Consider the following 26,171-nt stretch of genomic DNA (forward strand, 5'->3'; position numbering starts at 1 on the left):
GCATTGCAATAAAATAATGCGATGCATTAATTCAAATTTGAAAAATGGAGCCTGCTAGTGCCAAAAAGGTGGGCAGGGAGTCAAGTCACTGTTTGCAACGTCAGTCCGAGTTTCGATGAAGAGCCTCCATTGCGTCCTCGCCATCATCGCGCTGCTTTCAATTCCCAACGCGCGATCAGAGCAGACCAACTCCGGAACGCGGGGATGCGTCACCGGAGTCGGAGTCGCTCGGCAGGAAGAATGCGACAGCGAAGTCTCTAAACAGGTGGGCAGCGGCAGCAACATCATCCTGCTTAGTGGGGGATGGCAGTTGGTCAAAACCAAGAACCCGTCAGGCGGACCGGACGCGGTCTCTGTTATGCACGTGGCTGATGCGAAGAGGTCCGACATTGGGCTCGCGGGCCTCAGCCTCCAATGTGGCCGGCAAGGCATCGAAGTCCTTCTAATCATCCTAGAGCGGATGTCGCGCGGCGAGCCGAAGGTCACCCTAACGTCCGGGAACGGCCGAATTGCGGTGTTTAATGCATCCGTCGTGCAGACAGGCCAAGCTCTGTTGTTGCCCCGCAACGCTGCGGAGTTCGCAACCCGTGATTGGCAGCAGGCTAACGAGCTCTCTGTTGAAATTGAGGGAAAGTCCACTTCGATCCGCGGAACGGTCCCGATCGGCGGGCTTGCTGTCGCTTACCAATTGCTAACCGAGAGCTGTCCTGCACGATGAGGAGGCGACTTGTTCGGGAACCAGTTGACGGTTCCTTAGGAAAGTAGGTGGAATGGTGGCGCCGGAGACACACAATGACCCCGATTGCCATCTTCCTATTTCTCGCTGGCGCGGTCCTGGCTTGGCGTTTTCGGGTGTGGATTCTGGTGCCTTTCAGCCTGATCGCGGTCATTGTCACGTTTCTGACCCAGCTATCGCTTGGTGCAGGACTAGCGGTCGCGTGCGGATATGGGTTTCTGATGGGATTCGCCCCGCAAACCGGCTATGCCTTCGGGCTGTTGGCGCAGACGACGTTGCTGGCCCGTTATTCGCGGAAACAAACGTTTTCTCGCAAGGCATCCGTAGCCGCGCTCTACAGACGAACGTCAGCCGATCACTCCGGACGGTAAATGGCCTGCAGGTTTTGCGTCCGTAGACGCCACCGACTGGCTCAAGGTGCCGGCAAAAAGGCATTTGGCGGCGCTGTCTCCGCATGCGATAGTAAATCGATCTGCGGATCGTCGCCGGCTCGCCCTCCTCCCCCACCATTTTGAAGTCTTCAATTGTCGATCGCCTTTTCCCTTCTGATCGCGCTGTTAGTCGCAACTCCAGCCGCACCATTCATTGGCTACATCTTCATCCAGAACACCCTGTATTTGCTCGCCGCGATCATGCTGGCGTCGGTCGCCACTGCGGCGAGCCCGGCGGATATCACTGCCGCTGCGACGCTCCGCAGATTTGCTTGGGCAGCGCTTTTCCCCATCGTATGGATGATCATTCAGATTGTTCCGCTTCCAATTGCTTCGCTTACCAGTCCCATCTGGCCCACTGCAGCGGTCGCACTTAATGACCCCTTGTTGGCCAGCCGAATCAGCATCGATCCGGGAAGCACCTTGCGCAGCCTGATGTGGTATTTGGCCGTGCTATCACTGATCATCTCGACGATCCTGATCGCCAGAGATCGAAAACGGGCAGAAATCCTTCTGCTTACACTGACGGGCGCAGCAACATTCATTGCGCTTGAGAGCTTGGCTGGTCAGATCGAGTTCCTCGCGACGGCCGTGCCGGACACCGGCAGGTCAAATAGCCATTCCTTTGCTGTGGCTGCTGTCATTGCGGCACTGGGAAACAGTGCAATGATTGCCATGGCAATGGAGCGACATTCAAACCGCGCCGGCGCCGCCCTCCCCCTGAGCACTCCGCTGCTGTTACGCATTGCCCTCGGCATCACGGGAATCGTTGTTTCCCTTGCTTCCTTTGCCGCGTTTGGACAGGGAATGCTGTTTGGGCTGACCGGACTTGGGTTTGCGACCATGCTTTTCGTTGCGACCGCCCGCCGCCTCGGATTCCGGCCCTGGCCATCGGCAATCTTGGCAGCAGTCCTGATCGCAATGGCGGCCGTGGCAACGCTATCCCTGGCACAATCCACTCCATTCGTTGATCTCCTGGGCTTTGTTAGATCCGACGATCAGGCATCTCTTGCCGTGGCGCGGCGCGCCATGTCCGACAGCTCCTGGACCGGAAGTGGCGTCGGCACGTTCGTACGGGTCGCGCGGATTTATCAAGATTATGGGGCTGGCCGCGCGTTTGCCGCCCCTTCGGCGGCAGTTTTGGTCGCCATCGAATGGGGACGCGTGGCCGTGCCAATTCTCGCCGGGTTTACGCTTCAGCTTTTCTTATTCGCCTTGCGCGGCGCCGTCGGGCGCGGACGAGACTCGTTCTTCGCGTCCGCAACGGCCGCCATCGTGGTTGTCGTTCTTTGCGACAGCTTTGTCGATGTAAGCATGTTGAACCCGACGGCCCAGATCATGCTAGCCGCGGTGATCGGCCTAGGCCTTGCGCAAAGCACAGGACGAACCGGCTCAACCTGAGGCACCCTAGACCCTGCTGCTTACGATCGTCGTCCAAAGCTTTGAGTTGGGCATCTGCATGCGCACCCAACGATAGGGGACGCGCGACCACGGCTTGATCTGCGAGGTCATATTGTCGAGCACCAAATCTCCACTCGTGGTACGGACAACGAGAATGAGGTGATGCTCGCCGGAATTGACGACAACCTCGCTCAACAGCAGGGCCCGCGCCGGCCAGCCACGCGCCAGCAATTCATGCCGCTTGCTGACCGCATAGTCGTTGCAATCGCCCCGCGCTGGATTGATCACCCATTGCTCGCCGGCCAAGCCGAGCTCATTTCTCTCGGGGGCGATCTCCCGGTTAACCATCTGATTGACTTCCTTCAGATGCCCCCATCGATCCTCGGTCAGCCGAACCGGCCCGCCCCGAAACATCGGCCGTGTGCGGCACTCGTCCCGATACCGCAGACAAAATTGCGTATAAGCCATTGGCGGAAGGGTTGGGGTCTCGAGCTTAATGCGCTGGATTGCGGATTGAAGCCCCATCGGCATTCCCAGAAGTCCCGCATGGACCGGCTCGAACCAAATGAGACCGGCAGCGATAACCCCCAGAGCCAAAGTTGTGATTTTACGCATTGGTTGCTCCCCGCATGCTTATTGGCTAGGAAGCTAACCTCAAGAGTTTGAAATTCTGCGGCATTTCGCCCGCCAAATGGACTCAAAAGCCAAGCAGATTTTTGCGATTCCGTTTACTATGTGCGCTGAACGCAGTTATTCGAGCGATTGACGCCGGAAGACGAAAAGGCCGCCAAGTTCGGCAGATGATGAGATTGTCGAAATCGAGGAATAAGACGCGAAAGCCGATTCTGCCGGAGGGCATTCGCATCTATGCGATAAGCGACATTCATGGATGCGCCGATCTTCTCCAGCAAATGTTCACCGTAATCGACCGCGATCTCACCACGATAGGTTCGAGGCGCGCAATCCACGTTTTCCTCGGAGACTACATTGATCGAGGACCTGACTCGAATCGAACCATCGAACTGCTGATTGAACGTAGCATGAAGCATGAATCGGTGTTCTTGAAAGGCAATCATGAGACCTTCCTTTTGGACGTACTGAACGCCCCCTCGCAGCTTCAGAACTGGAAACAATATGGCGGGCTCCAAACCTTGGCGTCATATGGACTTAGCCCCTCTCTCAATCCCGATCCGGCTGAACAAGACGAACTCATTCGGCAATTATCGCAGGCAATTCCGGTCCGTCAGCTGTATTTTTTGAGGAGCCTGCGCGCGCGCTTCGTATGCGGCGATTTCTTTTTCGTGCATGCGGGTGTCAAGCCTGGCGTCGCCTTGGCAAGACAACAAGAGCAGGACATGCTCTGGATCCGTGAAGAATTTCTCGAAAGCAATCAGAACTTCGGAAAATACATCGTCCACGGCCACACCCCCGTCCAGCAGCCAGACATACGACCGAACCGAATAAACATCGATACTGGTGCTTATGCTACGGGCAATCTAACGCTTTTAGCTCTTCAGGACGACAGTATGCTCGCTCTCTAGTTGACGCACGGCATGCCGTTTTTTCTCTTTGGAGATTTGATGAATTCAACAACCAGAGTTCGTGTCCTAATGTTAGCCCTTGCGGCAGCGGTCGGCTGCTTCGGGATCGCATCGGGAGCCGCAGAAATGACGGCCTTTAATCGGCCGGATTTCCCAAAGGATCCAACCGAGGCCAATCTCAACTCGAACGCACCAGTCGAATGGATCGGAACGATCTCACCGTTGCGCTCCGACCTTGAGGGCGACCAGGCGCTGGTTCTGGCACTACAGGCGATCCAGCAGGCTAGAGCCGATCACGGGATTCGAGCAAACAGCGAACTTGCCCGTTCGCATCTCAAGCACGCTCTTTCCTTGGCGCCGTATGATGCCGAATTGTGGTTAGCATTGGCAGTGCTGGAGGCCGGGCAGGACCCCGACGGACCTGCAGCAATCGAATCGTTGAAAATGACCTACCTCACTGCGCCGAGCGACGCGCGACTGATGCCACTAAGACTTGCTACCGTCACCCGATTTGATGCCCTTGCCAGCCCAGACCTAAGGGACTTGGCACAGGGTGATGTACGTCTCATGTTGACGCGACAGCCGGATCAGACGCCGGCGCTAGTGTCGGCCTATCGGCAAGCCTCAGGCCGGGGCAAAGAGTTCTTGAAGGGTGCGATCCGGACCATCGATCCCGCACGTCTCATAACGTTAAGCGGCTAGTTGGGGCCGCAGGCCCTATGGCTGTCGCGGAGCGGGTCACTCCACAGCTGGCTTTTGGGGATATTGCCCGTTCCTCGCGGAACGTCTAAGATCAATTCCAGTTGGGGGACCTAACCATGCGATCAATTTTCGGATTAGTTGCGCTCATCTGGTGCTTATCCACATTGGTGACCCCGTCATATGCTGCCGACTACGCGATCCCTGTGGTGAAGCATGCAACGCGCGTCCCTTACATTGACCGGGGTCCAAATCCATATTGCGGCCCACGCTGCGGCTGTCCGACGGTAGTCCAGGTGCGGCACAAGTCGCTTCAACAGGCGTATCCCTATACATTCGATCCCCGCACGAGGGATGAGCCTCATTACTATTACGGGTCGGTACGAACGTATGTGCGTTATGTGAACCCGTTGGACCCCCAGCGGGTCCTGGCCTACTAGTCTGGTCGCACGACTTGGCACCGCCGTTAGGATCCATTTACACCTAATCGCCTAATCTCGTTCGTCGAGCGAGGTGATTTTGATGTATGCGGTCCAATTGGTGTCGTGCGCGTTTGTGGTATGCACGACCGTTACACTCAGCAGTTACATTTTACTGCGACACTGCCTGATGCAGTGGAGCGACGAGTCCTAGGTTGCTCTCTCTCTGACCGATAAGGCTTAACAGCTTTCCCCCGGCCCTGGCCTGTAATCGGGAAAACGGCACAACATATCCGCTTTCAAGAACTTGTAGTGAGCAATGGAAGAGTCCAGCTCCTTCAGACGGCGCTGGCCATTTTGAATTTCCCTATCGAACAAGTCCTGATGATGATTATCCAGGGCCTCACGCTCCAGATATTCGTCATCGCCATTGCCGAGCGTTACGGCCGCCCGTGCCAGCACGTCCTCGACCCGCCGGTTCAGGCCCGATTGCTCCCGCTCGGCCGCGCGCAGGACCTGTTCGATCGCGCTCATGATGGCTTCGATGCGGGACTGATCGGTTTCGGCGTCGCGCTCGGGTGAGCGGGCGCGGAACTCCGCCTCCCCCCTGATGCGGTCTCTCAGGAAATCGTGGGTACGGGCCCGGAACAGCTGGAACATACGTGCATTTTCCGATTGAAGCGCCAGACCGAAAATGGGGCCGGGATGGTTAATAAAGGCTAAAGCCTGCGGGCCGCTCACCGCGGTTCTGAGCTATCCATGCCTTCCAGGCGCCTTCGTGCTTGGCGTACAGTTCTTGCCAACGCTGCTCACCCGTAACGAGCCACAGGACGCCTTTGTCGCGTACGACCTCTTCCAGATTGGCGACCGGCTGGCTATCCAGCCGTTCGAATTCGAAGGTCTCTTCAAGCGTCAGCCCTATCAAAACGCGCTGCCCGCCTGCATCAGCGAAATATCGCCGCGGAGCGTTATTTCTGAGGTCAGTCATGGCGCGCCTCTCCCGAGATCCACGGCCCGCTTAACGCGCCGAGGCGGCGGCCATAGACCCAGACGAACAGCGGTACACCTGCAACCGGTATGATCAACGCAACGAGCCAGATCATCAACTCAAATCCCAACTCAACAGCACACGGTGGCAATCAATGGCCTACAAAAATCCGTGCGCAACCTAGCCACCACCAACTCGGCAGACAACGGCGGCTGCGATTTAACCTAACCGGACATGGTTACCTCGGTCATGCCGCTCCATACACAACGCAGCATCCTCGACAATCCGATCTCCTTCCGGTTGTATAACTTCAGAATGCGCGCCGTGTAGCTGGCCGGGATGTGGAGGAACCATAGGGTGCGTAGAGTTGGCGCATGTGCTTGCGCTTGCGCGATCGCCACGCACGTGCGGCGTAGCCAACGCCGAAGCCGGCGAAGAAGATCAAGATCACGATCAAGACTGGCGCCATCGGAAAATCTTTCCATTTGCGGAACGCTTCCTTCTCCCAGACATACCATTCTCATCGTGCAGTTGTGTCGACATGATGATGAATGCTGCTGATTTCGTTGTCAGGTGCGAGAAATCTTGGGCAGCAATCTGCTTGAGGATCGATCATCCGCTTGCGGTCAACTGAGGAACCATACGACAAATCTCACCAGCAATAGCGAGATGAAATAGACCCAGCCTGCCATCGCGATCAACGCCACGCTGAAGAACGCGCCTTCGAACGCTCGTTCTCGAATTTTAGTGAAAGGCAATGCCGCCCAGGCTTTTTGAAGCATCTGCGTGTTCGCGTTGTTCGTTTGCGCGATCATAGCTGAACAAATTCGACGATCTCGTGACGCGCGTCATCGTGAGAGAAGCGACGGGCGATCATCGAGAGACAAATCACCGGAGCGATGCTACTGCATGCACGCGTCATCGTTGGATCAATTCTCGACCAAGATCGTTGCAACGGTGACAATTTCGCGCGCGACGACTCGATACGTATCGACCGGCATGAATTTTCAAGGCGCGAGCGCGACGGAGAAATAAATGTCGTGCAAGCAAGCTAGCGCGGAACTATCGGCACGAAATCCGCATTCTGCCCATCGGCGCCGGACCTACCGCGAAACAGCAAGAACCCCTTGTCTGTCGAGACGATATCCCCTGGCTGCAACGTGTCGTCCCTCAGCACGCGCTGGGTGGCTTCTGCTCCGGCGGATCTGGCTCGACCATGCGCCGTGGGGCGTTGAGCCGCCAGTCCCGCCGCGCCTGCTCGGCGCGCTTGCGTGCATCGTCGCCCCTGCGTTTCCAATCCTCGCCAGGAATCAGACTGTCGGGAGAGAGAGATGTCGTTGGTCGGCTCCTCTGCCGTCGACATCTGGTCGCCGGCGCGGCCAGGCCCCGGCCATGTTTGGGCCGCCAAGACCAGCGCGACGATTGCGATGAAATAGGCTTTCGTGCGGGTCATTACGATCGTCCGGACACGCCGTGTGCAGTATAGTCTGTCATGACGGCCACTTCTTTCGGCGGCCCGAACCGGCTTGCACGCTAAACCATGCATTATCACATGGCAGACCTTCGGCTTGGGCTTTGGAATCACATGAAGGGCATTATCCTGGCAGGGGGCACGGGTTCCGGGCTCTATCCGGTCACCGCCGTGGTATCGAAGCAGCTCTTGCCTGTCTTCGACAAGCCGATGATCTATTACCCGCTGTCCACCCTGATGTTCACGGGTATCCGGGACATCCTCATCATCACGACGCTACAGGACCAGCCGCTGTTCCAGCGGCTGCTCGGCGACGGCTCCCAGATCGGCCTGAGCTTCTCCTATGCCCATCAGGGCATCCCGCGCGGAGTGGCGCGACTTCGTCGGCAAGGACCCGGTCGCCCTGCTGCTCGGAGACAACATCTACGGCAACCGCCTGCCGGCGATGCTGACCCAGGCCGCCGCGCGCGGGCAAGGAGCCACGGCTTTGGGTACCCCGCCAACAGCCGGAGCACTATGGCGTGGTCGAGCTCGACGCCAGCGGCCGCGCCTTGTCCATCGAGGAGAAGCGACAATGACGTTCTCGACATCGCCGCCGGGATAACGACATCCGCGCGCGGCGAGCTCGAGATCACCGACATCAACAGGCTCTCTCTGGAGCGCGGAGAGCTGTTCGTGCGGCTCATGGGCAGCGCATGGCCTGGCTCGACACCGGCGCGCATTCCTCGCTGGTCGAAGCCAGCCATTTCGTCCAGATCCTCGAGCAGCGCCAGGGGCTGCGCATCGCCTGCCCCGAGGAAATTGCACTGCGGCAGGCTACATCTCGCTTGAAGCCTTCGAGAAGCTGGCGCAAAAAAACGCACAAGAACAGCTATGGCGAATATCTGCTGTCGGTCTACCGCTCGTTCGGCCGCGAGGCAGGCGGCTCCTGAAGCAGAGACCGAATGCGCTTTGACGGCACCACCATCTTCGTGACCGGCGGCGCGGGCTTCATCGGCTCGGCCGTGATCCGCCATCTGCTGGCGGACACCGGCGCACGCGGCGTCAACATCGACAAGCTGACTTACACCGCCAACCTCGAGTCGCTGCCGGGCGCAGCCGGCCATTCGCGCTATGCCTTCGAGAAGCAATGCATCGGCGAAAGCGCCGGCCTGCGGGCATTGTTCGACAAGTACCAGCCGGGAGCCATGTCGACCGTTCGATCGACGGGCCGGCGGAATTCATCCAGACCAATGTGGTGGGCACCTTTAACTTGCTTCAGGAGGCGCTGCGCCACTGGCGAACGCTGACACCGGAGAAGCGCGCGCGCTTCCGCTTTCTCCACGTCTCGACCGACGAAGTTTTCGGATCGCTCGGCACCAGCGGTTCGTTCAGCGAAGAGACGCCTATGCGCCGAACTCGCCCTATTCGGCGAGCAAGGCCTCGTCCGATCATCTCGTTCGCGCCTGGCGGGAAACCTGCGGACTTCCCGCCCTGGTAACCAGCTGCTCGTACAATTACGGGCCGTATCATTTTCCTGAGAAGCTGATCCCGCACATGATCATTCGCGGACTGGCGAACGAGCCGCTGCCGGTCTATGGCGATGGCGGCAATATCCGCGACTGGCTCCATGTCGCCGACCACACGGAGGCGCTGACACTGGCGCTCGAGCACGGCAGGGCCGGCGAGACCTACAACATTGGCGCGCGCTGCGAACGCACCAATCTCGATGTGGTGGAGCGCATCTGCGATCTGCTCGATATGATCTCGCCGGGCCCGTCCGGCCCGCGTCGCGACCTGATCAGCTTCGTGGCCGATCGGCCCGGCCAAGATCTTCGCTACGCCATGGATCCCGGCAAGATCGAACGCGAGTTCGGATGGCGGCCGCGCGAGAATTTCGAGAGCGGACTCGCGAAGACCGTCCACTGGTTCTGCGACAACCGGACATGGTGGCAAAACATCCTCGACCGCGGCTACCGGCGCGCGCGGATCGGCCTCGGCTGACAAAAGCCCGTGGTTATACGGAGCGCTGCGCACCGATTTCATGGCGGTAAGGTTGAGCGGTTAGCTTAATCCGCGGTCTTTGTTGCGAGTTTTCCCCAATCACTTATCCATCTCAGCACCGGGCTTCCCCAAGGCCCGCCCCACCCAAGCAAAGCCGTCGAGCGACATGGGTCCGCTTGGCGGCTTTGTCTTGTATCTGCGAGAGGATCGTTTCGGATATGGCGCGCAAGCCCTGGTCGTTCAAGGAAGACCGTCGGTTAATGGAGCTGGCTAAGTCTTCTACGTCGCTGGAAGAGGCGGCAAAGCAGCTCGGCCGGTCGCCCCACGCGATCAAGCGCATGGCGCTGCGCCTTGGCCTGTCGCTCAAATCGAAGGCCACCAAGCAGGGCTGACAAACGCGGCCACGAGGCCAGTCGAAGCTGGAACGGCCGACGGTTCTGTACGCCGGAAGCGGCTTGACTCGCCTTTTTGAAAAGAACTCACGATCCGATCCTGGGGAGCTGAGCGGCCTGCTTACGAATTTGTCTGGCCCATGCGGACAAACGATCCTCAAACTTGATCGTCTTATTTGAAACGACGCCGCTTCAACATAGCGCTCCTCCCTTGGCTCTGGTGGAGGCGGCAGCGCAGTCGGCGGTCATATCGGCGATAGATGCCGAGATGGTTCCAGGGGCACCGGATTTTTCCTCCTTAAGGTTGATCGGTGAGGTTAATTGCACCCACCATTTGTCGCTTTGTCGCGCACCCGATATCCCGTCTCCTAAAGACAAGGATCGACATGCTCGATAGAACCGAGGAAATTACGTCGGTTAGTAAACGCCGATGGATTGGCAATTACCTTCTACCAATCGCCTTCCTGGGCGTCGCCGGCGCCGCGACGATTGCATGGATCACCGCAATTGGCTGGGCCAGTTGGCGCCTGATCACTCGGTTATTTTGACGAAGATAGTGACCGCAATGGCAGATTTTGCCAGCCTTTCCGACCATTTCATTCTACGGATGTATGAGTTCATCCGTCACGAGGTCCTGTCCGTCGCTTCGACCCGCCTCGCCACAAGACAGCGAGCGGATGGACTTCTCCAGGAGATCACCGCCGAGGTCTTTTCTACAAACCGATCGATTGGCCTGAGCACCACGACAGGAGCCGATCACCGTTAAGCGCCCGTTGGCACCCTGAAGACGATCTCAAGCTGATCGTGCTCAATGCATGAGGTGTTCCGACCGATCGGATCGCTCGCCGGGCTTAGTCGCGGGTCGCGGATGTCGATACATGATCGCCTGCAGCCCCTGAGAGAGAAACGCCGGGCTCAGCGCCGCAGAGCTTGAGCGAACTGACAGCCCTAAGGGCTCGGCGATCCGACGACCGCACGCGGCGGTGCTAAGAAACGCCTTTGCACTTGTGACAAAGGCTTATTGAAATGCGTATTTTCTTGGTATCGGCTGTCAGGCCAGCCTCGCGCTCGTCTCGCTCGATATTGCAAATGCGGCTCAGAACTGCATGTTACTCGCGGAAGCTGACGGTATGCGGGAATGTTTCGAAACGACGTTCTCCACGACACCCAAGCCTGAAGCGGCGACTTCGGCCTCGCAAAAGTCTTCCCGCCCGAACTGTCCCATCACCGAATACGCAGAGCGTTTCGGATGGATCGCCCAAATAGTCTCAAGCCTCACCTACGGAAGCGCACGCTTCCTACTGACGCTCTTCGTAGCGATCGCAGCGGGCGTCCCCACGCTTAATGTCCGAGTCGATCTCATCGAGCGGGGGATTGCAGCGAAGCAACGAATACTTGTCGTCGTACGGCGCCGGTTGTCTGCGGCAAACACTCGCGCCGCGCGGCACTTGAATTGCCTGATTTCCGACGGTGTAAACGCAATTGTCCGGCTTCTGATCCACTTTTTTCTCGCCCTGGTTTTGCGCGGCTGCGAACGCCGGCACGGCTAGGACAGCTGCGACAATGGCAAACCTTCGCATCGACGTCTCCCTGTTTCCAAGGCATCGAAGTAAACTTAGGAGCCGTTGGTGAGCTATTCAACGCCTACCGCCGGTTCCCGAAGAACTGCTCTGAGGGTACGTACTTGGTAGGATCGGCGAACATTTAGTGACGCGGGACAGTCAGCTGTGGGCGGACATCGTTCTCGGGTTATGCGAGGGGCTTTCCGATGATGAAGACCTTGGGGAATTACTGACCGAACCCGACACGACCGCACCGCTTGTTCGAGATAGACTACCGACGAGGGCTACCATCGAAGCTAGCAATCTAGAGAGCCACAGGACGGGCCGACCGGCAAGCAGGGGCCACCGCAAAGAACGCTGCGTCCTCACTTCACGGTTCAGCCACTGGCACAAACTGCACATGTATCGGGACTTGGCGCCCCGTTGGGGACAGGTCGGCCTGCTACTTCCTCCGGAACCGATTTCCCCGAGAGATGTTACGCTAACGTATGCAATCTCACATTGCTACGAGGTTGTAGGCACAAAGCGCAACTCGAGCGACTTTGAAGTGAGGAGTTGGCGTGGCACGGGAACTCTCACCGTTGCACCTAGCGTCCCCCAACAGATAGGGAAGCATGACATGCGCCCTTTTTTGCAGCGGCTGTGCTGGCGATTGTGGGGATAATCGTCGGGCCTGACGCCGTCAATGCAGCGCAGCTGGAGATGCCGGCGGGGACCCAGTCGCCAACAATACGGCACATGCGGTTCGCAACGCCGACGCTTCCACCAATGGCCTACACGATGTTTTGCCTGCGCTACGCGGACGATTGTCGCACGCAGCCGCTCTTTCGCGGGGGTCTGGTTCGCCTGACTGGCGAACGCTGGGCCATTCTCAAAGAGATCAATCAAACCGTTAACCGCAGCATTAGTCCGGACGGCGCGGAATTGAGCTCGGGCGTCGAAGCCTGGTTGATCAATCCGGATCGTGGGGATTGCAATGATTACGCAGTGACCAAGCGCCACAAACTGCTCGATCGAGGCTTGCCCTCAATCGCGCTTCTGCTGAGCGAGGTCGTGACCCGTTGGGGAAAGCATCACCTCATTCTCGTCGTGCGTACCCGAAGTGGCGATCTGGTTCTCGACAATCTGACGCCGGTAATCAAGCCGTGGGCGCGTGTACCCTATCGCTGGGTTCGAATTCAGATGCCGGGTCAGCCTCGGCTATGGACCACGATCGCCGACGGTGGGGGGTGAGCATCGGACCGGGGTCTTTACCACACGCAAAATCCGGCGGATGGATGCTCCTAGCAACACAGGAGAATGTCACGACAGCGGTCCTAGTCGCTTAGGCGCTAGCCATTACTGAACAAGAAGTGCGTGCCAACCTTGAGGTTGCGGACCAAGTAAATCGGACCGGCGCCCCCAGACGTGTTATCGCGGGTAATGAAAACATATCTCATGATCGCGATTACCCTTTTTGCGGCTCCGGTTGCCGCACAGCCGGTTGTGCCGCCTGCTGCTACGCCCGAAATATCATTTCGCGACCAAATCAAGGCCGCGCGCGCCAGGGACGCGGCAGAGCAAAAAAGCGGCTCAACCGTGCGGCCATGGGACCGGGACGTCAATGGAAAGCGCCCGTGGGATACTCCCGTGAAAGCGCCAGACAGCAATGTGAAACCCTAAACGGAAATTGAAGCGCCCGCGCGGGCTAGCGGCATTACTTCCACAACAGCGATTCCCAGACACCCGATCTGCTGCTCTCGTAACGTTCGCTGCGAGGTCGTCATGGTTCACTTCGGTGATTTCGCCCAGCGTGGAAAGCTTTGTTGTCGCGATATGAAGGGTGGCGGCGAACTAAGAACCTTACACTGGTCAACCGCTCATATCGACTGGCCCGCAATCGTGAGGTACAGGAACTGCTTTGGGTTGTGTTGTGCCCTTTATTCAGAATCTGGGCACGGGTTTGGCATGTAGAATCGGCTAGGTACGGAAGGGTGGCACACAGAATGCTTCACTGGCGCCATGTTCGCCTTGTTTTTTATACTAGCGATCTTCGATGCTGGATTTGCGGCGGTTTACTTCACCCGAGAAGTCCTTTCGCGACGGCGACGCCGATTTAGCCAAGTCGCATCAGGAGCGGCGCCCTGGGTTAAGCTTGCAAACATGGGCCCGCTGCAAACTTGGTTCCCCCTATCCTACGCAAATTCATTTGATCGCAGTCATAGGGTTTCCGCGAAATTGCCTTATCCGGGTTGAACTGTCTGCGTACTGTGGTTCTGTCTCGCTCATGAGGTCTCCCTTAAATGCTCGGTTTGGTACTTTTGGTTGTGATTGCAGCGACCTCATTCGCGGCTGGCTACGCTACCCGTTCGGCCATCTCGCGGGCACGACGCACCAAATATCTCAAATGGGAACCATACGTCCGACCTTCGCGGTCCTCCCACCCCCCACAGTTTCTGATGCGTCCTGACAAACGTAACGTCTCCCCGATGCAGCGGGTTGCGTCCGGAGGGCGTCGTAACGGTTGATGCGGTAAAAGCCTTCCAAGTGGATCCCCTCAGCGATCCGGCCATGAAAGATTGAATTTCCGCTATCTTTGAGCTCTATCTTTTGCTGCCGATAGGGCCATGGGGATGCCATCGCATAGCCTGCAGCGGACCCCGCATGGCAGATCCTTTTAACGATACGAGCGCTTTTTCGGCCTACTAGATTCCGATTGTTATACTCTGCCAGCATGCGTCGTAACCACCTCATCGCCGCCGCAGGGATCTGCTTTGCGCTTATCGTCTACGCCACACTCGCGAGGTTGGCGGGAAGGCCCGTTCTTGTGGGCCATCACGAAGCCTATTGGGTTGTCGTCATCGAGCGCTTCAGTGCATATGGACTGTTAGGCCTCCTTTTGTCGTTCCTTTTGCCGGGACGTTTTGGCTTGGCCTGCGCGCTGGTGGTGGCCGTTGCGGTCGGCTTAGAGGTCCTGCAAGGACTGACGCCTGATCGCGATCCCTCATTGATAGACGTGCTCCAAAAAGCAGCGGGAGGTACAGTTGGGGTGCTCCTTGCTCAAACCATCCTCGCTTTTTTTGCCCAGACCGCCCTCCTAGACGCCTACACAGGGTGATGCGGACGTGCGACAAATTGCAGTTGGCAACGCGCAGCTTTGGGATCACAGTGGCGGTATGGGCAGCTTAATCGGATCGAAAACTCAAATGTATTATTTCGCAATGCTCGTGGCCGGGGCCACGCTGCTCGGCACTTCCCTGTCCGCTCACGCCCAAGCGACCTACTCAAACGGCATTCGCAGCGGATATGCCGGCACCGCAACAAATTCAATGACCTCGCCTAGCCCTTCTCCCTCGCCATTTTCCAATCCCGCACCGGCAACGAGAAATCTCGGAACAGGCCAAGGCCGAACTGAAGGGGCAATGGGTCTCACACCCCAGCTCCAGCGCGAATTAGGGATCGGTCGCCAACAATAACGTCGCCCACGAGCGCCCAACTTGACCATTTGCCCCCGCAGCTCGCCATGGTCAAAAGCGCCGCGACCTGAGCGTCGGCTAAGGTTGCGGTGCCTTGGATTGCGCCTTGCGCTGATTAAATGGCAAGAGGATGCCGGCATTCGTGTCCGCATCACTTGGCCCATGAAGATGTGCGCCAACCGCCGGACCCGCTAGGTCGGCTCCCAGCCGCAGTTCGCGGCAATCAGGCCGCCCTGTGTCCGGTACGGAACTCGTTGGGGGCCAGAAGTTCAGCCATCTGCCGATGCGTTGCCTGAAGCGCCTCGATGGCGCCGTCCAGATCAAAATCGGCCTCGCGCACAGACGCGAAGAATTTGGCCGTCAGCGCCAGATCGAGTTTAACGCGGGTAGCACCATCGCGGCTTTTGCGGCGGTGGAGCGACAAATGGATGGCCCGCATTCTGGCTTCTGTAGGCGTGCAGCCGCTGAGCATCGCGAGTTCGTCATATGTCATCCAGATCTGAGGCATATCCCTGTCCGCCCTTTTGTTATGAGCGCCAACCTAGATTTCACGTCTAAAGGCACTCTTGCCGCGGCGCGGTCGCGGGGTGTTTTCGCGACAACAGCGTCAATGCAAAGCTAAAGCGCAAGGACGTTGGGGGCACGAGGGCCGGGCACGTGGCGAGCGTCTCCCGCTGCCACCGGGGACATCTCACTTCAACCTCGTTTCGGACACTTGTGTCTCTGCTTCGGGCAGGATGGTACTTCGAGGGGCAGGAAGCATTCGGCACCGTCAAAACGGCCCCCTCTGCAACCCTCTTGCATGTAGCGACGATAGCTCTATGCTCGGCTGCATTGATCAACCGTGAATTTAAGTTCAGATTACTTAAGCGAGATTTCCGTGAGATCACTCCTGAGCAACACCGCTGTCTCCGAAGAATCTGTTTGGTATCGTTCCACTTTTTCCCCGCACGAGCCTTACCGCACCGATACATCGCTCGATTGCGCCGCAAGGGTCCTGATTGGATAGCGATTGCACTAGCCGTGGCTGCTGTAGATTTGCTGCTGGCGACGGTTACTTGGATAGTTCTGCCTTGGCTCTGAGCTAAGAGGTCCAGGTGCGGGGAGATGGCGTGGCCGCAAACCGCTGTCGAGACCCTTGGACAACTTGTCGGCCTTGAGCTTGACGACCGCGAACCTGGCATCCGCTGCCAGCGCGTTTTCCTGGCTGTAGATCAGCGTCGCCTCAAACTTGACGTCGGGCGCTCCCTCGACCGTTCCCGAGCAGGTCGCCCTCGCGCCGTTGTACACGCCCAAGAGGTTGAGCTCGACCTTCCTCGGCCTTTTCCTACAGGTTCGCGCCAGTCGAAGCTCGGCTCCAGCTCATTCGCGCCGCTGGCTCTTCGCGTCTCTATGGCGCAATGCCGTCCGAGCTGACGAACAATGCGGACAGGACTTCACCGACATCTTCAGTGCACGCCTGTTCCCAAGCGCGGCCGTGCTTTATCAGACCGCAGCTGCGGAGCGCGTGCCGAGCTTATCAATCGTACATGTGGAGCGCCGGAAATCGACCGGGAGCTATTCCGACGCTACGTCACGGAAAAGGGACTGCAACTTCGTCATCCCTGCTATCCGTCGGACGACAGGCCTGCCTATCTGAGGGACTAGCTCATTCCCTTACGGGCGTCGCCGGCGAAGCTCGGCTCGTCGACCAGCGTCGCCCTGAGCAATCAGGGTCTCAATAGGCTTCCTGATGAATCAGCGCCAGCGCGGTCTTCAGGATGATCCTGATGTCGAGCCCGATGCTCCAGTTGCTGACGTACCAGACGTCGTACTCGACCCGCTTTTCCATCAGATCGATGGTCGGGGTTTCGCCGCGAAAACCGTTGACCTGGGCCCAACCGGTCAGACCGGGCTTCATGTGATGGCGGTACACGTAATTGCTGATGAGCTGATCGTAGTAATTGTCATGCGCGAGGGCATGCGGGCGCGGTCCGACCAGCGACATCTCGCCGCGAAGGACGTTCCAGAGCTGCGGCAGCTCGTCGATGCTGGTCCGCCGCAACACGCGACCGACCCGCGTCACCCGCGCGTCGCTCTTCGTCGCCTGTGTGACGACATGACCGTTCTCCGCCACCGTCATGGAGCGGAATTTCCAGATCTGGAATTGCTTGCCGTTGAACCCGCGACGGGACTGCCTGAAGATCACGCTGCCCTTCGAATCGAGCTTGATCATGATCGCGGCCGTCACCAGCAGCGGCGCCAGCAACAGCAGGGCGAACGAGGCGAGGCCGATATCGAGACAGCGCTTCTGCGCCTGTTCGAAGACGCTGAGCGGCGCACGCTGGATCTCGATCGCGACCGTGCCGCTGACCGGCTGGAACGGACGCGAGACCAGGTCGGCGATCGGAAAATCCGGCAGAAGGCGGATCGGCTGGGGGACCACGCGCAGATGCTGGCTCAGTTGCTGGAGAAGAGGCATTTCGTCCCAGTCGACGACCAGGAGATATTCTTCCACATCCGCCGTCCGCGCCTGACGGACGATATCGCGAATCTCGCGATCCCAGCCGGCGCCCTCTTCGGAAGGCTCAAGCACGAAATGCCGCACGACGTTGAAGCCGTGCTTGCGCAGATCCTTGAAGCGACTCGATGTGAAATCGAGGGGCTTGAGGCTGAGCAGCACCACTTTCCGGTCGACCAGGCGACCCTTGGCATAGCTCGACGTGAGCGCCAGGCGCCACAGCACGCGGAGCCCGCCCAAGGCAACGCCACCGGTCGCGGCAAATAACAGGGTGGTCCCGCGCGACAGGTCCTGGGACGATTTGAGCAGAAAAGCCTCGACCGCGAGAATGGTCAGCGAGATCAACCAGACCGCCAGAGCCTTGCGCAGCTGCCAGATCGTACTCAAGAGGCGATGATGATCGTAGACGCCCTGGAAGTACGCGATGGTCACGAACACCGCGCCGACGACGAGACCTGCTCCGACGGACGAATCCTGTTCGGCCACGAGGACGCGATAAAGACCGCTCGCCACGAAATAGCTAAGCAGCACCGCGAAGAAGTCACCGGCGATCAAGGCTACCTGCAGGGGCCTCTGGAGGGCACCGCGTCGGTTCGATATACCCGAATAATAGTTTTCCGAACCGTAAGTTGCTACAGCCATCCGAACCTCGCTGCCTCGTCACACCTTCGCATCAAGAATTGCGGGCAAAATCGATCCAATTCGCGACGTGCGCTAAAAGTATATCTTAACTAAACAAAGCGACATTGCGGCAGTGCACCGAAAAAATCAAATCGATTTTCTGCAACGCAGCGTCGCTTCAAGAAAATGCTCAAAGTGCTGTCACACACGTGACAATTATGCGGGCATCCCGCCGCGTTTGCCGCCAAATCGCGTCATTTCCGCGCAGGATCTCGCGCGCATTTGAACGGCTGTTCAACCATGCCGCTTAAGCCGTTATTAGGTCGCAGCCATTAACACTCGTGACCAATTCGAGGAGTTGTGTCGTGAGTACCGTTGCCGTTTTCAGCCTGTTGATCGGATCGTTGCTGGGAGGACGATTCCAAGTCTTCATCCTGCCGCCCGCCATCGTTCTCGGTGCAGTGATTCTAGGTGCGGGCTCGGCCTGGCAAGGACATGATACAGCTCACACTGTTGTTACGATTCTTGTCTTTGCCGGGGTGCTCCAGCTCGGCTATTTCTTCGGCGCGCTTCTGATCCGCGCGCGAGCGCCGGCCCGTCGTGTCAAGCCCTCGCCGTCGTTCGACAGCCGGAGCTTCGGCTAGCCGGACCGAAACGCAGGGATCGGCGATTCGGAGAACCGCGCGAGCAATCCGTCAGGTGCACAAATGAGCATTCGTTCCACACGGGTGGAGCATAAAGCCGCTCGTGGCGCTCCGATTTCGTCGATAGCGTATTGACGTCTCAGGCGAAGCTCTCTGAAAGAGTTGGGCCATGCTCACGAGCGCGCCCCAAAATTCGTCCCAGTGGTTCAGTCGCGATCCTTGTGTTTGAGGTAGATTTGTTGCTGGGACTGTCGCGTTGGTGATCGTTCCTTTCGCCTTGAGGTAAGTAGACTATGACCGACCAACCGACTATCCTCGTCACAGGAGGCGCAGGCTATATCGGCTCGCATGCCTGCCGCGCACTGGCCGCCGCCGGCTATCAGCCCGTCGTTTATGACAATCTGTCGACAGGTCATCGCAGCTTCGTCGCCGGCCCGCTGGTAACGGGCGATCTGCTCGACGGCGCCACGCTGGCGCGCGCCTTCGCCGAGCACAAGGTCACGGCGGTGATGCATTTCGCGGCGGCCAGCCTCGTCGGCGAGTCCATGACCGATCCGCAAAAATATTACATCAACAACGTGCAGGGCACGCTGTCGCTGTTGCAGGCGATGCGGAGTGCAGGCTGCCGGCGCATCGTGTTCTCCTCGACCGGCGCCGTCTATGGCAACGCGGACTCCAAGGCGCTGCCGGAGGATTTTCCGTGCGCGCCGATCAACCCTTACGGCGCGTCGAAGTGGATGATCGAGCGCATGCTCGCCGATTATCGCGCAGCCTACGGCTTCGGCGCGTTCTGCCTGCGCTATTTCAACGCCAGCGGCGCCGATGCGGCCGGCGGCATCGGCGAATGGCGTGACAACGAAACCCATCTCATTCCGCGCGCCATGATGGCGTTGCAGGGCCATGCCGACTTCGCATTGTTCGGCGACGACTACGACACGCCCGACGGCACCGCGATCCGCGACTACATCCATGTCACCGACCTCGCCGCAGCGCATGTCGCGGCGCTGAAACTGCTGGAACAAGGGCATGCCGGCGGCAGCTTCAATCTCGGCACCGGCTCCGGCTTTTCGGTGCGCGAAATCCTGACCGCCATCAGGCAGGAGACCGGGCGCGAGGTGCCCCACACCGTCAAACCGCGCCGCGCCGGCGATCCCACCTATCTGGTCGCCGATCCCTCCGCAGCGCGAAAAGTGCTAAATTTCGTGCCGCGACACTCCGACCTGCCGACCGTGATCCGCACCGCCTGGGCCTGGCACCAGAAGGCGCACCCGCTTAAGCAGCGCTGACAACATCGCCGAAATCAATCAGGGCGGCTTAACGCGTGGTCTATGGTCTATTCCGTTCTGACCCGAGCGATCCCGGCACAAACGGATGGCGCGGCCGGGAACGGCTGTCGAGGCCCTTGGGCAATTTGTCATTGAGCTTCACGACCGCGCATCGGGCGTCGCTAGCCGGCGCATCTTCCTGGTTGTAGATCAACGTCGCCTCGAACGTCACGTCGGGCGCTTCCCTGGCCGTTCCCGAGCAGGTCGCCATCGCACCGCGGCACACGCCCGAGAGCTTGAGCTCGACCTCGTCAGGCCCGAACACGGTCGGCGGCCCCTCGGCATGTCGCCGCGTGGTCAGAACGGCCGTGAAGCGCTGCTCGTCGACTCGATAAGAGCCGCCATACGTGAAGAAGCTGTCGCTGCCCGAGATCCGGCCCTCGACCAATTCCACAAGGCCCGTGCCCTGACCGCGCGGGGTCCGGAACCAGGCAGCATATTTGCCGTCTCTCAGCATGAAAACATCCGCCGTAGAATTCATACGTATGTGCAACCAACTCTGGGGCGCGACAATGACCGATGCGGCGCGTATTCCGCCACGGTTAACAACCTGCAAAACCAACCGGTCAAATTGCTGCCCATGTACGGAGCCGACGCGGGCGGGCGCACGCTCCGCCGTGCAGCGGGCAAGAAAGCTGGACCTCGTTGCATAACGCGGTAAGAACGATTGGCGTGCCGACCTCGTTTGGCAGCTTGAAGCGACGCCGTACCAGAAGGCCGAGGCCGCGCTCGCTCCCATTATAGAGACTGCAGCAGAGAGCCGTCCGGTCGAGGACCGTTCGCCTGAGGCGGTCCCAGCCGCCTGACATTATCCATCCGGCCAACAGCTTGCCTGGGCTGTGGTTTCTCCGGTCGCCGGTTTGAACCTCTTCCTGATAAAGTGCACCAATATCTAAGAGTGATTCCGGTCACACTTGCCTGGGCGCTGCGCTGCTAAGCGTCGGACCAGGACGGGACCGCAATACACGCAATACATAAGTCGAATTGGATGAGAATTCCCATGAGAAGCCTGATCGGCGCCGTTGTCGGCGCGTTCTGTCTTGCGGTCCCCGCCCTGGCGGAGACCCCGGCCGCGATCGTCGAGGATGTGCAAGGCAAGGTCGACGGCATCGCGTTCATGGATTATGTGGCGCCGGGCAAGATCATCAAGCTCGGACCCAAGGCGAGCATTACGCTCAGCTATCTCAAATCCTGCCAGCGCGAGACCATCAGCGAAGGCGTCGTCCTGGTCGGCGCCGAGCAGAGCACCGTGCAGCTCGGCGAGGTCAAGCGGGAGAAGGTCCCCTGCGATACCAATGCGGCTAAACTGTCCGAACGCGAAGCCAACCAGAGTGCGGCTACCACCTTCCGCACCATGCGCTCGGACGCCAAGGGCGCGCCGGCCAAGCTGCCGACGCTCTACGGCGTCGCGCCGCTGGTGCAAGCCAAGAGCGGCAGCACGCTGGTGATCGAACGCACGGATGGCAAGGAGCCCACGATCAGCGTCCCGCTGGTGAATGACATCATGATCGGCGGAAAATTCTACGACTTCGCCAAGGCCGGAAAGTCGCTGACCCCGGGCGGCAGCTATCTCGCCATTCTCGGCGCCAAGCGCTACGCCTTCCAGGTCGATGCCAGTGCCACGTCATCGCCGACGCCGATCGTCGGCCGCCTGCTGCGGCTCGAATAGGCGGTCTGCGACGCGGCGATGCGGAGGATCGGGGGACGGGACATCGTTGCGGCGATCCTGATCGCGCTCGTTGCGGGCGCGGTCTTGACGTCCCCGCCGCTCAGCACGCTGCAAGGCCTTTCGCTCGACATCCTCACGGCGTTGCGCGGCAAGCTCGTCGGCGACTACCGCGATCCCGCGACATCGCCGGTCGTCGTCGTGGCCATCGACGGCGAGACCTACGACACTCCGCCGTTCAAGGGCTCGCCGACGCAGACATGGACGCGCGAGATCGGCCGGGTGCTCGGGAGCATCACCGACGGCGGCGCCAAGGTGATCGGGTTCGACGTGATCTTTCAAAGCTCGATCGAGCAATCGGAGATTCCGTTCGGCGACGCGTCGTTCGGCAGCCGTTTGAAGGGATTTGACCGGGACTATCTCATCGCCCTGCGGAAGCTTTCCGACGGCGGCAAGCTGGTGCTCGGCGAGATTCTCAGCAATGACCATCCGGAGCGGCCCGATCGCGCGCAGCAACTGGCTGTGAAGAACAACATCCGCGCCCTCAACGTCCATACCGACATTAACGACGTTATCCGGCGAATGCCGTTGAGCTTTCCTATCGACGGCCAGCCTGTCCCCGCGATGGCGGTCGAACTCGCCGCGCGTGCGCTCGGCGCGAAACCTGAGACCGGATCGTCCGGTGCGACGACATTAGCTGGCTACACAATCCCAAGTGCAGTCCCCAACACGCTGACGCTCAACTTCCGCGGCATGGGCCGCGACGTCCCAGCCTATTCCTTCGCCGATTTGCGTGCCTGCGTCGAGAAAGGCGATTACGACTTCTTCCGCCGCGCCTTCGACGGCAAGGTCGTGCTGCTCGGCAGCATCCTCACCTTCGATGACCGCAAGTTGACCTCGATGCACTTGTCCGGCGGATATGATGGGACACCGGCGCAACGATGCGCCCTGCCCGCGCCGGCGAGTACCGCGCAGAAGGCCCGCAGCGACATCGCCGGCGTTTTCGTTCACGCAACGGTGGTCCGAAATCTGATGGAGCACGACGCCGTCACCGAGCTCGGCTTGCCGCTGCGGATGATTCTGACGATTGTGTTCGCCGCGATCATTGCCTGCGCGGCCTGCCTGCTCGCCCCGACCGGCGCGATGCTCACCTGGCTCGCACTGACCGCCGCCTACACCGCCGTCGCCGTCGGCACCTTCGTCCATGCGTTTGCCCTCCCCCTGACCGAGCCAGTGCTTGCGAGTCTCGCCGCACTCGCGATGATGATCGGCTACCGCTTCGTCATCGCCGACCGCGAGGAACGCTTTCTGCGCAGGAGCTTTGCGTTCTATCTCGCGCCCGAAGTGATCAACAGCATGGTTGCCTCCGGCAAGATGCCGGCGCTCGGCGGGGAGATGCGCAACATCACGATGTTCTTCTCCGACCTCAGCGGTTTCTCCTCGATCGCCGAGAAGATGACGCCGGGCGAGCTGGTCGCATTGATGAACGACTATCTGTCCGCGATGACCGATATCATCGAAAGCCATGGCGGCTATGTCGACAAATATATCGGCGATTCCGTCGTCGCGATGTTCGGCGCCCCGGCCGACGATCCCGATCATGCACGCAACGCGATCGCTGCCGCGCTTCAATGCCGCGACAAGCTGGAAGAACTGAACCGAAGCCACCCCGCGTTCCAGGGCCGCCGCCTCGCTCACCGCATCGGGCTGAACAGCGGCGAAGCCGTAGTTGGCAATATCGGCTCGCGCCGGCGCTTCAACTACACCGTCATGAGCGACACCGTGAACCTCGCCTCGCGCCTTGAAGGCGCCAACAAATATTTCGGCACGACGATCATGGCCTCGGAAATGACAGTGAGCCAGAGCCGCGGCACCTATACCTGGCGCGAGCTGGATACGGTCAGAGTGCAGGGACGTGACGAGCCGATCAGGGTGTACGAGCCGCTGGCGGACATGAACCGGGAAACGCAGGAGCAAGGCGTGCGCGCGGCAATCTACGCCAAGGGTCTTGCGTGCTGGCGGGCACGCGACTTCGCGCAAGCCGCCGATTTGTTCGAAAGCGCGGCCGGCGACGATCCGCCGTGCCGATATTTTGCCAGGCGTGCCCGGGCATTGGCGGCGAACCCACCGCCGGCCGACTGGACGCCGGTGAACACGCTGGAAGGGAAGTAGCGGCGTCCTAAAAGGGCAGCCCCACATAATTCTCCGCGAGCAGCCGCTGCGCCGTCTCGGACGAGAACAGATACTCCAGCTCCGTCTGCTGAAGCCGATCTTCATATTCGGAACGGTCGGGGAAGCGATGCAGCATCATGGTCATCCACCACGAAAAGCGCTGCGCCTTCCAGATCCGCGCCAGCGCCTTGGCGGAATAGCCTTCGAGACCCGAATCATCGCCGTTCTGATAGTGCGCGAGCATGGCGTGGTAGAGATAATAGATGTCGGAGCCAGCACTGTTGAGCCCGCGCGCGCCGGTCGGCGGCACGATGTGGGCGGCATCGCCGGCGAGGAACAGGCGGCCGTAACTCATCGGCTCGGCGACGAAGCTGCGCAAGGGCGCGATGCTCTTCTCGATCGACGGTCCCGTGACCAGCCGCGAAGCCACATCATCCGGCAGGCGGCGCTTCAGCTCGACCCAGAACGCGTCGTCCGACCAGTCCTCGACCTTGTCGGTGAGCGGCACCTGGACGTAATAGCGGCTCAGCACTTGCGACCGCAAGGAACACAGCGCAAAGCCGCGCACGTGCTTCACGTAGATCAGCTCCGGCGACACCGGTTTCGTGCGCGAGAGCACGCCGAGCCAGCCGAACGGATAGACCTTCTCATATTCCCGCAGCACGTCCTTCGGGATCGATTTGCGACTGACGCCGTGAAAGCCGTCGGCGCCGACGATATAGTCGCAATCGACCCGGACAGTTTCGCCGTTCGAACGATAGGTCACGTAAGGCCGATCCGAGGTCAGGTCATGCGGCGTCACGTCCTCGGCATTGTGCACGACGTTGCCGCCGAGACGGTCGCGCGCCTCGTAGAGGTCGCGCGTCAGCTCGGTCTGGCCGTAGACCAGCACCGAATTGCCGCCGGAATGCTTGTGGAGATCGATGTGTGAGAGCACCCCCTCATGGGCGATCTCAAAACCGTTGTGAATCTCGCCCTCGCGGTCCATCCGCTCGCCGCACTGCGCCTCGCGCATCAGCCTGGCAAAGCCGTGCTCGAGCACGCCGGCGCGGATGCGGGCAAGCACGTGGTCGCGGCTGTATTTCTCCAGCACGACCGTGTCGATGCCCTTCAGGTGCAGGAGCTGGGACAACAGCAGCCCGGACGGCCCACCGCCGATGATACAGACCTGAACTTTCATTTTTGCGTCCTCCTCGGCACTTTTTTGCAGATCCAGCGCCGCTGACCGATGGAGGGTTTCGTCTTTGTCTTGTACTATTCGAACATGAGAAGCACAGCCCCTGCCCCGGCCATCCGGGTCTACAATTTGTTCGGCGAGTCCGGCGACCTGCCCGACGTCGTGCATTGCGAGACGATCGCGTCGCGCTCGGTGCTGCACGACTGGACGCTGGCCGTGCACCGCCATGCCCGGCTGCAGCAGGTGCTGCTGGTCGAGCGCGGCGGCGGCGAAGCGACGCTCGATGGGCGCGTGATGCAGCTGAAGCCGATGCAAATCGTCAACGTGCCTGTCGGCCACGTCCATGGCTTCCGTTTCGTGCCTGACACCCAGGGCTGGGTGCTGACCATCGCCGCGGAAATATTGGACGAGGCGCTGCTTGCCTCAGAAGGACTGCGCGGCGCCTTGTCACGATCGGCCGTGGTGCGCGGCACGCCGCAGATCCGGGCCACCATGAAGCAAATCTTTGCCGAGCATGCCGCGCGCGATTTCGGCCGCGCGCATGTGCTGCGCGCCTTGTCGGCGGCCATGATCGGCCTCGTGGCGCGCGCGCTCGTGAGCGAGAGTGGCGACAATGGAACGGCCGAAACCGGCCTGTTCCGCGGCTTCGAGGCGCTGCTGGAACAGCATCATCTGGAGCGCTGGAGCGTTGCGGACTATGCAGACGCGCTGTCGATCACGCCGACCCATCTCAACCGGGTGACGCGGGCAGCAACCGGCGACACCGCCTCGCACCTGATCCTCAACCGGCTGATCCGCGAGGCGCGGCGCAACCTCGTCTACACCAATTTGCCGGTCTCGACGATCGCCTATGCGCTTGGCTTCGAGGACCCCGCCTATTTCAGCCGGGTCTACACCGCAACGACCGGGTTATCACCGCGCGCCTTCCGTGCGCAGCTCCATGGAAATACAGCGGTGCGTGGAGCCCGATAATGGTGCCGCAGGCCGG

General features: G+C 59.9%; 25 protein-coding genes and 3 pseudogenes. 17 read left to right on the plus strand and 11 right to left on the minus strand.

Annotated features, from left to right (window positions below):
* The first annotated feature begins 115 nt into the window (after nucleotides 1-115).
* From QCM77_RS08145 to QCM77_RS08155, 3 genes are all read left to right on the plus strand, one after another.
* The gene (locus tag QCM77_RS08145) at nucleotides 116-718 is read left to right on the plus strand and encodes a hypothetical protein (RefSeq protein WP_279682813.1); all 603 of its coding nucleotides are present in this window, start codon (nucleotides 116-118) and stop codon (nucleotides 716-718) included.
* Between the two features lie 74 nt (nucleotides 719-792).
* Entirely contained in the window at nucleotides 793-1,107 is a 315-nt protein-coding gene (locus tag QCM77_RS08150; RefSeq protein ID WP_279682815.1) for a hypothetical protein, read from the plus strand.
* Nucleotides 1,108-1,260: 153 nt separating this feature from the next.
* Complete coding sequence (locus QCM77_RS08155; protein WP_279682817.1) at nucleotides 1,261-2,568, plus strand: O-antigen ligase family protein; 1,308 nt, start codon at nucleotides 1,261-1,263, stop codon at nucleotides 2,566-2,568.
* Between the two features lie 6 nt (nucleotides 2,569-2,574).
* Here the strand turns inward: QCM77_RS08155 and QCM77_RS08160 are convergent, their stop codons facing one another.
* Nucleotides 2,575-3,183, minus strand: coding sequence for a transglutaminase-like cysteine peptidase (locus tag QCM77_RS08160; protein ID WP_279682818.1), 609 nt, complete (start codon nucleotides 3,181-3,183; stop codon nucleotides 2,575-2,577).
* 188 nt (nucleotides 3,184-3,371) lie between these two features.
* Here QCM77_RS08160 and QCM77_RS08165 point away from each other — a divergent pair, with 188 nt between their 5' ends.
* Nucleotides 3,372-4,109 carry a metallophosphoesterase family protein gene (locus QCM77_RS08165; protein WP_279682880.1) on the plus strand — a complete coding sequence of 246 codons (738 nt, stop codon included), beginning with the start codon at nucleotides 3,372-3,374 and terminating at the stop codon, nucleotides 4,107-4,109.
* Between the two features lie 126 nt (nucleotides 4,110-4,235).
* Nucleotides 4,236-4,811: a hypothetical protein gene (locus QCM77_RS08170; protein WP_279682819.1), complete on the plus strand. Its 576-nt coding sequence runs from the start codon at nucleotides 4,236-4,238 to the stop codon at nucleotides 4,809-4,811.
* 656 nt (nucleotides 4,812-5,467) lie between these two features.
* Here QCM77_RS08170 and QCM77_RS08175 read toward each other — a convergent pair.
* From QCM77_RS08175 to QCM77_RS08190, 4 genes are all read right to left on the minus strand, one after another.
* Nucleotides 5,468-5,887: a hypothetical protein gene (locus QCM77_RS08175; RefSeq protein ID WP_279682820.1), complete on the minus strand. Its 420-nt coding sequence runs from the start codon at nucleotides 5,885-5,887 to the stop codon at nucleotides 5,468-5,470.
* Between the two features lie 49 nt (nucleotides 5,888-5,936).
* Complete coding sequence (locus tag QCM77_RS08180; protein ID WP_279682822.1) at nucleotides 5,937-6,215, minus strand: hypothetical protein; 279 nt, start codon at nucleotides 6,213-6,215, stop codon at nucleotides 5,937-5,939.
* Nucleotides 6,208-6,330 carry a hypothetical protein gene (locus tag QCM77_RS08185; protein ID WP_279682824.1) on the minus strand — a complete coding sequence of 41 codons (123 nt, stop codon included), beginning with the start codon at nucleotides 6,328-6,330 and terminating at the stop codon, nucleotides 6,208-6,210. Before QCM77_RS08185 ends, QCM77_RS08180 begins: the two co-directional genes overlap by 8 nt.
* Before the next feature lie 511 nt (nucleotides 6,331-6,841).
* Nucleotides 6,842-7,030 (minus strand): hypothetical protein, encoded by a 189-nt coding sequence (locus QCM77_RS08190; RefSeq protein ID WP_279682826.1) that lies wholly within the window; start codon nucleotides 7,028-7,030, stop codon nucleotides 6,842-6,844.
* 770 nt (nucleotides 7,031-7,800) lie between these two features.
* Between QCM77_RS08190 and QCM77_RS08195 the strand changes: the two are divergent.
* The 4 genes and pseudogenes from QCM77_RS08195 (at nucleotide 7,801) to QCM77_RS08210 (ending at nucleotide 10,827) form a co-directional block, all read left to right on the plus strand.
* A pseudogene (locus QCM77_RS08195) lies at nucleotides 7,801-8,618 on the plus strand (sugar nucleotidyltransferase).
* Between the two features lie 12 nt (nucleotides 8,619-8,630).
* Nucleotides 8,631-9,669, plus strand: a pseudogene (gene rfbB / locus QCM77_RS08200) (dTDP-glucose 4,6-dehydratase).
* A gap of 218 nt (nucleotides 9,670-9,887) precedes the next feature.
* Entirely contained in the window at nucleotides 9,888-10,061 is a 174-nt protein-coding gene (locus tag QCM77_RS08205) for a hypothetical protein (protein WP_279682828.1), read from the plus strand.
* A gap of 493 nt (nucleotides 10,062-10,554) precedes the next feature.
* Nucleotides 10,555-10,827, plus strand: a complete 273-nt coding sequence (locus QCM77_RS08210) for a hypothetical protein (protein ID WP_279682830.1) — start codon at nucleotides 10,555-10,557, stop codon at nucleotides 10,825-10,827.
* Between the two features lie 532 nt (nucleotides 10,828-11,359).
* On the opposite strand, the gene QCM77_RS08215 is transcribed toward QCM77_RS08210, so the two are convergent.
* Nucleotides 11,360-11,641 carry a hypothetical protein gene (locus QCM77_RS08215; protein ID WP_279682832.1) on the minus strand — a complete coding sequence of 94 codons (282 nt, stop codon included), beginning with the start codon at nucleotides 11,639-11,641 and terminating at the stop codon, nucleotides 11,360-11,362.
* Between the two features lie 720 nt (nucleotides 11,642-12,361).
* Here QCM77_RS08215 and QCM77_RS08220 point away from each other — a divergent pair.
* From QCM77_RS08220 to QCM77_RS08230, 3 genes and pseudogenes are all read left to right on the plus strand, one after another.
* Complete coding sequence (locus tag QCM77_RS08220) at nucleotides 12,362-12,856, plus strand: transglutaminase-like cysteine peptidase (RefSeq protein WP_279682882.1); 495 nt, start codon at nucleotides 12,362-12,364, stop codon at nucleotides 12,854-12,856.
* Nucleotides 12,857-13,060: 204 nt separating this feature from the next.
* Entirely contained in the window at nucleotides 13,061-13,285 is a 225-nt protein-coding gene (locus QCM77_RS08225) for a hypothetical protein (protein ID WP_279682833.1), read from the plus strand.
* A 1,051-nt stretch (nucleotides 13,286-14,336) separates the two neighbouring features.
* A pseudogene (locus tag QCM77_RS08230) lies at nucleotides 14,337-14,703 on the plus strand (VanZ family protein).
* Nucleotides 14,704-15,301: 598 nt separating this feature from the next.
* Here the strand turns inward: QCM77_RS08230 and QCM77_RS08235 are convergent.
* The 3 genes from QCM77_RS08235 to QCM77_RS08245 form a co-directional block, all read right to left on the minus strand.
* On the minus strand, nucleotides 15,302-15,586 hold the full coding sequence (locus QCM77_RS08235) for a hypothetical protein (protein ID WP_279682836.1): 285 nt from the start codon (nucleotides 15,584-15,586) through the stop codon (nucleotides 15,302-15,304).
* A 509-nt stretch (nucleotides 15,587-16,095) separates the two neighbouring features.
* A complete protein-coding gene (locus tag QCM77_RS08240; RefSeq protein WP_347882358.1) occupies nucleotides 16,096-16,374 on the minus strand; it encodes a hypothetical protein in 279 nt (92 codons plus the stop codon).
* A 421-nt stretch (nucleotides 16,375-16,795) separates the two neighbouring features.
* Nucleotides 16,796-18,220: an undecaprenyl-phosphate glucose phosphotransferase gene (locus tag QCM77_RS08245; protein ID WP_347882359.1), complete on the minus strand. Its 1,425-nt coding sequence runs from the start codon at nucleotides 18,218-18,220 to the stop codon at nucleotides 16,796-16,798.
* A 344-nt stretch (nucleotides 18,221-18,564) separates the two neighbouring features.
* On the opposite strand from QCM77_RS08245, the gene QCM77_RS08250 reads away from it, so the two are divergent.
* Both QCM77_RS08250 and galE read left to right on the plus strand, forming a co-directional pair.
* Nucleotides 18,565-18,843, plus strand: a complete 279-nt coding sequence (locus QCM77_RS08250; protein WP_279682840.1) for a hypothetical protein — start codon at nucleotides 18,565-18,567, stop codon at nucleotides 18,841-18,843.
* Between the two features lie 293 nt (nucleotides 18,844-19,136).
* Entirely contained in the window at nucleotides 19,137-20,129 is a 993-nt protein-coding gene (gene galE, locus QCM77_RS08255) for a UDP-glucose 4-epimerase GalE (RefSeq protein WP_279682842.1), read from the plus strand.
* Nucleotides 20,130-20,169: 40 nt separating this feature from the next.
* Here the strand turns inward: galE and QCM77_RS08260 are convergent, their stop codons facing one another.
* Nucleotides 20,170-20,625: a hypothetical protein gene (locus QCM77_RS08260; RefSeq protein WP_279682844.1), complete on the minus strand. Its 456-nt coding sequence runs from the start codon at nucleotides 20,623-20,625 to the stop codon at nucleotides 20,170-20,172.
* A 543-nt stretch (nucleotides 20,626-21,168) separates the two neighbouring features.
* On the opposite strand from QCM77_RS08260, the gene QCM77_RS08265 reads away from it, so the two are divergent.
* A complete protein-coding gene (locus tag QCM77_RS08265) occupies nucleotides 21,169-21,837 on the plus strand; it encodes a hypothetical protein (protein ID WP_279682845.1) in 669 nt (222 codons plus the stop codon).
* A gap of 18 nt (nucleotides 21,838-21,855) precedes the next feature.
* Entirely contained in the window at nucleotides 21,856-24,006 is a 2,151-nt protein-coding gene (locus tag QCM77_RS08270; protein WP_279682847.1) for a CHASE2 domain-containing protein, read from the plus strand.
* 7 nt (nucleotides 24,007-24,013) lie between these two features.
* On the opposite strand, the gene pobA is transcribed toward QCM77_RS08270, so the two are convergent.
* Nucleotides 24,014-25,186: a 4-hydroxybenzoate 3-monooxygenase gene (gene pobA, locus QCM77_RS08275; protein ID WP_279682848.1), complete on the minus strand. Its 1,173-nt coding sequence runs from the start codon at nucleotides 25,184-25,186 to the stop codon at nucleotides 24,014-24,016.
* A gap of 48 nt (nucleotides 25,187-25,234) precedes the next feature.
* Here pobA and QCM77_RS08280 point away from each other — a divergent pair, with 48 nt between their 5' ends.
* Complete coding sequence (locus QCM77_RS08280) at nucleotides 25,235-26,155, plus strand: helix-turn-helix domain-containing protein (RefSeq protein WP_279682850.1); 921 nt, start codon at nucleotides 25,235-25,237, stop codon at nucleotides 26,153-26,155.
* Nucleotides 26,156-26,171: the final 16 nt, after the last annotated feature.

This window comes from Bradyrhizobium nivariense (genome assembly GCF_029846695.2).
Taxonomy (GTDB): Bacteria; Pseudomonadota; Alphaproteobacteria; order Rhizobiales; family Xanthobacteraceae; genus Bradyrhizobium.